General features: G+C 71.2%; 10 protein-coding genes. 7 read left to right on the forward strand and 3 right to left on the reverse strand.

Going from position 1 to position 7,453, the window contains the following annotated elements:
- Positions 1 to 52: 52 nt before the first annotated feature.
- The 7 genes from FNH08_RS39520 to FNH08_RS52585 all read left to right on the forward strand — a co-directional run bounded on the left by FNH08_RS39520 (position 53) and on the right by FNH08_RS52585 (position 5,344).
- Complete coding sequence (locus FNH08_RS39520) at positions 53 to 919, forward strand: helix-turn-helix domain-containing protein (protein ID WP_322726214.1); 867 nt, start codon at positions 53 to 55, stop codon at positions 917 to 919.
- Positions 920 to 1,035: 116 nt separating this feature from the next.
- Positions 1,036 to 2,508: a 30S ribosomal protein S12 methylthiotransferase RimO gene (gene rimO / locus FNH08_RS39525; RefSeq protein ID WP_152776349.1), complete on the forward strand. Its 1,473-nt coding sequence runs from the start codon at positions 1,036 to 1,038 to the stop codon at positions 2,506 to 2,508.
- The gene (pgsA, locus tag FNH08_RS39530; protein WP_152776350.1) at positions 2,505 to 3,200 is read left to right on the forward strand and encodes a CDP-diacylglycerol--glycerol-3-phosphate 3-phosphatidyltransferase; all 696 of its coding nucleotides are present in this window, start codon (positions 2,505 to 2,507) and stop codon (positions 3,198 to 3,200) included. The genes rimO and pgsA overlap by 4 nt, the downstream gene beginning before the upstream one ends.
- Positions 3,197 to 3,742 (forward strand): CinA family protein, encoded by a 546-nt coding sequence (locus FNH08_RS39535; protein WP_322726215.1) that lies wholly within the window; start codon positions 3,197 to 3,199, stop codon positions 3,740 to 3,742. The genes pgsA and FNH08_RS39535 overlap by 4 nt, the downstream gene beginning before the upstream one ends.
- Positions 3,743 to 3,851: 109 nt before the next feature.
- The gene (locus tag FNH08_RS39540; RefSeq protein WP_131568294.1) at positions 3,852 to 4,229 is read left to right on the forward strand and encodes a helix-turn-helix domain-containing protein; all 378 of its coding nucleotides are present in this window, start codon (positions 3,852 to 3,854) and stop codon (positions 4,227 to 4,229) included.
- Between the two features lie 245 nt (positions 4,230 to 4,474).
- On the forward strand, positions 4,475 to 4,945 hold the full coding sequence (locus FNH08_RS39545; RefSeq protein ID WP_152776356.1) for a Dps family protein: 471 nt from the start codon (positions 4,475 to 4,477) through the stop codon (positions 4,943 to 4,945).
- A 99-nt stretch (positions 4,946 to 5,044) separates the two neighbouring features.
- The gene (locus tag FNH08_RS52585; RefSeq protein ID WP_152776351.1) at positions 5,045 to 5,344 is read left to right on the forward strand and encodes a hypothetical protein; all 300 of its coding nucleotides are present in this window, start codon (positions 5,045 to 5,047) and stop codon (positions 5,342 to 5,344) included.
- Here the strand turns inward: FNH08_RS52585 and FNH08_RS39555 are convergent.
- From FNH08_RS39555 to FNH08_RS39565, 3 genes are all read right to left on the reverse strand, one after another.
- Complete coding sequence (locus FNH08_RS39555) at positions 5,292 to 6,056, reverse strand: SDR family NAD(P)-dependent oxidoreductase (protein WP_152776352.1); 765 nt, start codon at positions 6,054 to 6,056, stop codon at positions 5,292 to 5,294. The two genes, FNH08_RS52585 and FNH08_RS39555, sit on opposite strands and share 53 nt — an antisense overlap.
- Before the next feature lie 59 nt (positions 6,057 to 6,115).
- Complete coding sequence (locus tag FNH08_RS39560; protein WP_152776353.1) at positions 6,116 to 6,958, reverse strand: Fpg/Nei family DNA glycosylase; 843 nt, start codon at positions 6,956 to 6,958, stop codon at positions 6,116 to 6,118.
- Positions 6,959 to 7,016: 58 nt separating this feature from the next.
- The coding region (locus tag FNH08_RS39565; protein WP_152776354.1) for a hypothetical protein at positions 7,017 to 7,453 on the reverse strand (437 nt) is incomplete at its 5' end.

The raw sequence follows: 7,453 nt of genomic DNA on the forward strand, positions 1-7,453 counted from the left end.
CCCCTAGACTGAACTTCCAGCACAGGTGGCTACACGCTCGAAAGGCGCCCCCGTGTCCATCGGCAACTCCCCTGACGGCAGCTTCCCCGAAGACGAGCGTCCGTTCGAAGAAGACCGCGACGAACGTGAGACGGAACACCCCTCGATCGGCCGTGTCCTCCAACAGGCGCGCATCGACGCCGGGCTGACCGTCGACGACGTCAGTAACGCCACCCGGGTCCGCATCGCCATCGTGCACGCGATCGAGCAGGACGACTTCGCCGCCTGCGGCGGGGACGTCTACGCGCGCGGTCACATCCGCACCCTGTCGCGCGCGGTGCGCATCGATCCCGCGCCGCTGCTCGAGCGGTACGAGGCCGGTCACGGCGGGCGCCCCGCCCCCACCCCGGCCGCCCCGCTGTTCGAGGCGGAGCGCATCCGCCCCGAGCGGCGCGGGCCCAACTGGACCGCCGCGATGGTCGCCGCGATCGTCGTGGTGATCGGTTTCGTGGGCTTCACGCTGTTCGACAGCGGCGACGAGGACGGCGGCAAGGCGTCGGTCGCCGAGGGCTCCACGCCCACGACGAGCAAGCCCGACTCGCCCACTCCCAAGAACGACAAGTCCGACGGCGAGCCGAAGCCCGACGTGTCGGACAGCGCCATCGCCGCCGCGCCCCAGGACAAGGTGACCGTCCAGGTCAGCGCCGACGACGGCCGCAGCTGGATCTCCGCCAAGGACCACAACGGCCGGCTGCTCTTCGACGGGCTCCTGCAGCAGGGCGACTCCAAGACCTTCCAGGACAAGGAGAAGATCGACCTCGTCCTCGGTGACGCGGGCGCGATCCAGCTCTACGTGAACGGCAAGAAGATCGAGGACGAGTGGCGGCCCGGCGCGGTCGAACGTCTGACGTACACGAAGGGCGACCCCGAGGCCGGATGACCGATGGGCCTCGGTTCGCACGGGCGAGCCGAAGGGGACGTGCGGACACGGGGTTGGCCGGGATCGGCCAACCCCGTCGACGTGGGCTGTCAGTGGGACGAAGTAGTCTTGAGCGCATGCCTGAACGCCGTACCGTCGCACTCGTCACTCTCGGCTGCGCCCGTAACGAGGTGGACTCGGAGGAGCTCGCAGGCCGTTTGGAGGCGGACGGCTGGGAGCTCGTCGAGGACGCCGGGGACGCGGATGTCGCCGTCGTCAACACGTGTGGCTTCGTCGAGGCCGCCAAGAAGGACTCGGTCGACGCACTCCTGGAGGCCAACGACCTCAAGGACCACGGCAGAACCCAGGCCGTCGTGGCGGTCGGCTGCATGGCCGAGCGATACGGCAAGGAGCTGGCTCAGGCCCTGCCCGAGGCCGACGGCGTGCTCGGCTTCGACGACTACACGGACATCTCCGAGCGCCTCCAGACCATCCTCTCCGGTGGCATCCATGCCTCGCACACCCCGCGCGACCGGCGCAAGCTGCTGCCCATCAGCCCCGCCGAGCGGCAGAGCGCGGGCTCGGGCGTCGCGCTTCCCGGGCACGCCCCTGTCGACCTTCCGGAAGGTCTCGCTCCGGCCTCGGGCCCCCGTGCGCCCCTGCGACGCCGCCTCGACGGCTCGCCCGTCGCCTCGGTGAAGCTCGCCTCCGGCTGCGACCGGCGCTGCTCCTTCTGCGCCATCCCGTCGTTCCGCGGCTCTTTCATCTCGCGGCGGCCGAGCGACGTCCTGGGCGAGACCCGGTGGCTCGCCGAGCAGGGCGTGAAGGAGATCATGCTGGTCTCCGAGAACAACACGTCCTATGGCAAGGACCTGGGTGACATCCGTCTCCTGGAGACCCTGCTGCCCGAGCTCGCCGAGGTCGACGGCATCGAGCGCGTGCGCGTCAGCTACCTCCAGCCCGCCGAGATGCGGCCCGGGCTCATCGACGTGCTGACGTCCACACCGAAGGTGGCGCCCTACTTCGACCTGTCCTTCCAGCACTCCGCCCCGGGTGTGCTGCGCACGATGCGGCGCTTCGGGAGCACCGACCAGTTCCTGGAACTGCTCGACACGATCCGCGCCAAGGCCCCGCAGGCGGGCGCGCGGTCCAACTTCATCGTGGGCTTCCCCGGCGAGACCGCGGACGACCTGGCGGAGCTGGAGCGGTTCCTGAGCGGTGCGCGGCTGGACGCGATCGGCGTCTTCGGCTACTCCGACGAGGAGGGCACCGAGGCCGCGACGTACGAGAACAAGCTGGACGAGGACGTGGTCGCCGAGCGGCTCGCGCGGGTGTCCCGGCTGGCCGAGGAGCTGGTCTCGCAGCGCGCCGAGGACCGGATCGGCGAGACGGTCCAGGTCCTGGTCGAGTCGGTCGACGGCGAGGAGGGCGCGTACGGCCGCGGTGCGCACCAGGCGCCCGAGACGGACGGCCAGGTGCTGTTCACGAACGGCGCGGGCCTGAGCGTCGGCCTTATGGTCGAGGCGAAGGTGGTCGGCACGGAGGGCGTCGACCTGGTGGCGGAGCCGCTCCTGGGCTCTCTCGGGTGTGGTGAGGAGGCGGCCAGATGACGGGAGTCCCGGCATCCGCGGCGGGTGGTTCCGCCGGCGCCTCGGGCGCCCAGAGCGGCGCCAAGCCGGTCCGTGGCGGAAAGCTGGGCGTTGCTGCCGTCAACCAGGCCAGCCTCTGGAACATCGCGAACATCCTGACCATGCTCCGCCTGGTCCTCGTGCCCGGCTTCGTCGCGCTGATGCTCATGGACGGCGGGTACGACCCGGTGTGGCGTGCCTGGGCCTGGGCCGCGTTCGCCGTCGCCATGATCACCGATGTCTTCGACGGTCATCTGGCGCGCACGTACGACCTCGTCACCGACTTCGGGAAGATCGCCGACCCCATCGCCGACAAGGCCATCATGGGAGCGGCGCTGATCTGTCTGTCCGGACTGGGCGATCTGCCGTGGTGGGTGACGGGCGTCATCCTCGGGCGGGAACTCGGGATCACCCTGCTGCGTTTCGTAGTCATCCGGTACGGGGTGATCCCCGCGAGCCGCGGCGGGAAGATGAAGACGCTCGCACAGGGCACAGCCGTCGGGATGTACGTCCTGGCGCTGACGGGGCCCCTGGCGACGATGCGGTTCTGGGTGATGGCCGTGGCGGTCGTTCTGACCGTCGTGACCGGGCTCGACTATGTAAGACAGGCCATTGTGCTGCGCAGGAGCGGAATCGCCACGCGGAAGGCCGCGGCAGAGGAGGCGGAGCGGTGAGTTCCATGGCCTCCGACGTGCTGCGACTACTCGGAGTGAGGGGTGAGACCCTCGCCGTCGCTGAGTCGCTGACCGGTGGTCTGGTGGCGGCGGAAATCACAGCGGCGCCCGGAGCCTCCAAGGTGTTCCGAGGCTCGGTGACCGCCTACGCCACCGAACTCAAGCGTGAGGTACTCGGCGTCGACGCCACCCTGCTGGCGGCAGAGGGAGCGGTGAATTCGCAGGTCGCGGCCCAGATGGCGGCCGGAGTGCGCAAGTTCCTGGGCGCGGACTGGGGCGTCGCGACCACCGGTGTCGCGGGTCCCGAGCCTCAGGACGGACAGCCGGTGGGCACGGTTTTCGTTGCCGTCGACGGACCGTTCGACGCGGATTCCGAGTGTCCAGGTGGCGGGAAAGTGGCTGCGCTGCGGTTGAACGGCGACCGGGCGGAAATCCGTATGGAGAGTGTACGGAGCGTACTCGCACTGCTCCTGAAGGAGCTTGCGGGCGAACAGACCGGGAATGAGCGGGCACAGGATACGGAACAGAACGGGGGGACTTGATGTTTGCAGCCCTGAGTGAACACGACAGCGCTCCCCGCACGGCCGCGGCGCAAGGCGGTACGGTGGGGCGTGAAGGATGCGGCTACGCGGTCCGAGGAGGGAGCCACCGATGATTCTGCTCCGTCGCCTGCTGGGTGACGTGCTGCGTCGGCAGCGCCAGCGCCAGGGCCGTACTCTGCGCGAAGTCTCCTCGTCCGCCCGAGTCTCACTCGGCTATCTCTCCGAGGTGGAGCGGGGGCAGAAGGAGGCTTCCTCTGAGCTGCTCTCCGCTATTTGCGACGCGCTGGACGTACGGATGTCCGAGCTCATGCGGGAAGTGAGCGACGAGCTCGCACTCGCCGAGCTGGCCCAGTCGGCAGCGGCCGCCGAGCCGGTGCCCGCACCAGTGCGTCGACCCATGCTCAATTCCGTGTCGGTGACCGGCGTGCCACCGGAACGGGTCACGATCAAGGCGCCCGCCGAGGCGGTGGACGTCGTCGCCGCGTGAGCGTGGTGCGCGGTGTGATGTGCGTGACTCACGCACCGGGCCGAGGCCCGTCGTGAGGTGATGTGTCCGGGAGCCCCGGTCGGGGCTCTTCCAGGAAGACCTGGAGGAGCGTCGGCCGGGGCTTTCGTGTTTCCCCGTTTGCCGGTGCCGGGTGGGGCGGTCATCGTGGAGGAGGCGGGGGCTCGGGGCAGTACGAACGATTCTCCGCCGCGAGGGTTCGCGGCGGAGGGATGCGGAGCATGCCCATGTACGTCGTGAAAAGCCCGTTGCCCGAGGCCGACCTCAAGACCGTGTCCGAGGCGTTGCAGGGCGCCCTCGTCGACCTGGTGGACCTCTCCCTCGTGGCCAAGCAGATCCACTGGAACGTGATCGGGCCGCGTTTCCGCTCCATCCACCTCCAGCTCGACGACGTCGTGGCCACCGCCCGGACGCATTCCGACACGGTGGCGGAACGGGCCGCGACACTGGGTGTCTCTCCCGACGGACGGGCCGGTACGGTCTCCGCCACCAGCGGCATCGGCAAGGCCCCCGACGGCTGGGTCAAGGACACGGACGCGGTGGGAACGCTCGTGAACGCGCTGGGCGCGGTCATCACACGGATGCGGGAACGCGTGACGTCCACCGCCGACCCCGACCCGGTGAGCCAGGACATCTTCATCCAGATCACCGCCGAGCTCGAGAAGCATCACTGGATGTTCCAGGCGGAGAACGGGTGACGGGGTGCGCCCTGCCGAGCGGTGCGGGCGGCGGCCTGGCGTCGGACCGGAGGGCGTGGAACGGCCCCGGACGGCCGGGGCGGCCTGGAGGTGGCGGCCATGGGGACAGTGCGCTGGGGGCGCTGGGGAGCGGCGCTGGGGCTCGGTGCGCTGTGGTGGTGGGGGATGCTGCGGCTCGCCCTGTCGCCGGACGCGGGTCCGGTGGAGGCGGCGATCGCGGCCGGGGGGTGGGGGTTGAGCCTGCTGCCGGTGCACTGTGTGCCGAAGCGGTCGAGAGGGTCATCGCGTGCGTCCGGCTCAGCCGCCCCATGTCCGCCTACGCCGCCATCCGTGACCGCCTCCGCCGTCACCAGGGCATCGCCACCCCGCCGTTCGGGCGGAGGATCTGGCCCGTCGTGAACGACGACGCGTCGGAGGCCAGGTGCAGGACGGCGTGGGCGATCTCGTCCGGTTCGCCGACCCGGTTCAGAGGCGACAGCCGTGCCATGAGCGCTTCCGTGCGTGCCTGTGCCTCGTCGTCGTGGCGGTCCGTCATGGGCGTCCGGATCCAGCCCGGCGCCACCGCGTTGACGCGGATGCCGTGCGGGCCGACCTCGGTCGCCAGGGTCTTCGTCAGCTGGACGACGGCCGCCTTCGTCACGCCGTAGCAGAGCAGTCCGGGGCCGCCGGTGTCGACGGCGCCCGAGGCCATGGTGACGATGCTTCCCCGGGTTCCGCCCGCGATCATCAGGCGGGCCGCCTCCTGGCAGGCGTACAGCACACCTTTGAAGTTGACGCCCCACACCCGGTCGAGGTCCTCGTCGCGAGTCTCCAGGACCGGGCTGCTGTGCATGATCCCGGCGACCGCCGCCATGACGTCGAGCCGCTCACAGCCCGCCACCGCCCGGCGGAGCTGTTCGCGGTCGGTGACGTCGAGGTGGTGGGTGTGCGCGGTGCCTCCGGTGCCCTTGATGAGGGTGGTGGTCTCGTGCAGCCCCTGGGAGTCGCGGTCCGCGCAGTGCACGGTCGCGCCCGCCTCCGCGAGCAGGACGGCCGAGGCGCGCCCGATACCGCTGGCGGCGCCGGTGACGAATGCGGTGCGTCCGGTGAGGTCGTACGCCGTGGCGGGCATGAAGGCACCGTACGAGGGTTTCTGACGACCCGTCAATTAGTCGGCCGTTCGTGGATCCGTCAAGGGGCTGTACGGCGTTGGGCGGGTCCGGTCGCGCGGGCGCCCGGAGCTGGAGCCGGGCCCGTCTGGCAGGTCGGGCACCAGTAGGTGGGGCGCTCACGGGAGCCGTCGCCCTGGTTCGCCGAACGGACGGGGGTGCGGCAGCGCAGACAGGGGCGGGGAGCCCGGCCGTACACGAAGTGGTTCTGGTCGCGGCGGCCCGTGGTCATGCGGACCGGGCGGTCGCGGTTGACCTCCAGAAGCTTTTTGGCGAGGGCGGGCAGCTGGGCCGCGCGGCCCTCGGGGAGCTCGCCGACGGGCAGCCACGGGGTCGCCCCGAGCAGGAAGCAGAGCTCGCTCTTGTACACGTTGCCGATGCCGGCGAGGTTGCGCTGGTCGAGGAGGGCCTCGCCGAGGGGGCGGACCGGGTCGCCGAGGAGGTTGGCGAGGGCCCGGTCGGGGTCCCAGTCCGGGCCGAGGAGGTCGGGGCCGAGGTGGCCGACGGCCCTGTCCTCCTCCGAGGTGCGGAGCAGTTCCAGTACGGGGAGCCGGTAGCCGACGGCTGTGCGGTCGGCGGTGCCGAGGACGGCCCGGATCTGGTGCGCGGGGCCGCCGGTCCAGCGCCGGCCGTTCGCGTACACCTTCCACGAGCCGTCCATCCGCAGATGCGAGTGCAGGGTCAGGCCGCCCTCGACGCGGGTGAGGAGGTGCTTGCCGCGCGGGGTGACGTCCAGGACCGTACGGCCGGTGAGATCGGCTGTCGCGTACCTCGGCACCCGGAGGTCGAAGCGGGTCAGCACGTGACCCGCGAGGGCGCTGTGCAGCCGTCTCGCGGCCTGCCAGACGGTGTCTCCTTCGGGCATGGGTCCAGGGTGGCACGCCGGTGGTCGGAGCGGTGCTCCGCCGCGTGCCCGGCCCCGCTCAGGCGCGGAGCCGCAGTCCCCGGGGGGTCGCGATGAAGCCTGCTCCTTCCAGGAGGGTGCCGTAGGGGGAAGTGAGGGCGGAGGCGCCGTTGACGCGCTCCACCGTGACCGTGCCCAGGGAGCCCGCGCGGGCCGACGCGGAGAGGGCCTCGGCGGCGGCCAGGAGGCGTGGGTCCTCGGTGACCGTGCCGTCCGGGTCGGAGGGCCAGGCGAGCAGCGTCTTGCCGCCGCGCTCCATGTACAGGGTCAGCTCTCCGTCGACCAGCACGACCAGGGAACCCGCCTTGCGGCCCGGTTTGTGCCCGGCACCGGTGGGGGGCTCGGGCCAGGGCAGGGCGGCGCCGTAGGCGTTGGCGGGGTCGGCGGCGGCCAGGACCACGGAGCGGGTGCCGCCGCCCCGGCGCGTACGGCCGACGGGGTGGCGGGGCGGCGGGG

Origin of the sequence: Streptomyces spongiae (genome assembly GCF_009377185.1) — a bacterium.
Taxonomy (GTDB): Bacteria; Actinomycetota; Actinomycetes; order Streptomycetales; family Streptomycetaceae; genus Streptomyces; species Streptomyces spongiae.